Origin of the sequence: Paenibacillus sp. 2KB_22 (assembly GCF_052115745.1) — a bacterium.
Taxonomy (GTDB): Bacteria; Bacillota; Bacilli; order Paenibacillales; family Paenibacillaceae; genus Paenibacillus.
In genome coordinates this window covers 1-328 of the sequence record NZ_JBFRHG010000049.1, presented here as the reverse complement: position 1 = coordinate 328, position 328 = coordinate 1, and the positions used below count along the sequence as shown (strand labels likewise).

2 rRNA genes are annotated in these 328 nt (G+C 52.6%); both read left to right on the top strand.

Annotated elements, in window-relative coordinates:
- Positions 1–130, top strand: a 23S ribosomal RNA gene (locus AB4111_RS31275); the annotation flags it as partial.
- A gap of 81 nt (positions 131–211) precedes the next feature.
- Positions 212–328 (top strand): 5S ribosomal RNA (gene rrf, locus AB4111_RS31270).

Here is a 328-nt window from a genome sequence, read left to right as displayed (position 1 = left end):
TGAAGCCCCCCTCAAGATGAGATTTCCCAGTATGTAAGACCCCTTGAAGACGACGAGGTAGATAGGCTGGGGGTGGAAGTGCAGCAATGCATGGAGCTGACCAGTACTAATCGGTCGAGGGCTTATCCAATWTGCAAGTTCAATTCGCATCTTTCGTTTCGAATCTAGTTTTCAGAGAACAACAACTCTGAAATGTAAGCTTAGCTATGCGTTTGGTGGCGATGGCGGAGGGGTTCCACACGTACCCATCCCGAACACGACCGTTAAGCCCTCTAGCGCCGATGGTACTTGGACCGCAGGGTCCTGGGAGAGTAGGACGCCGCCAAGC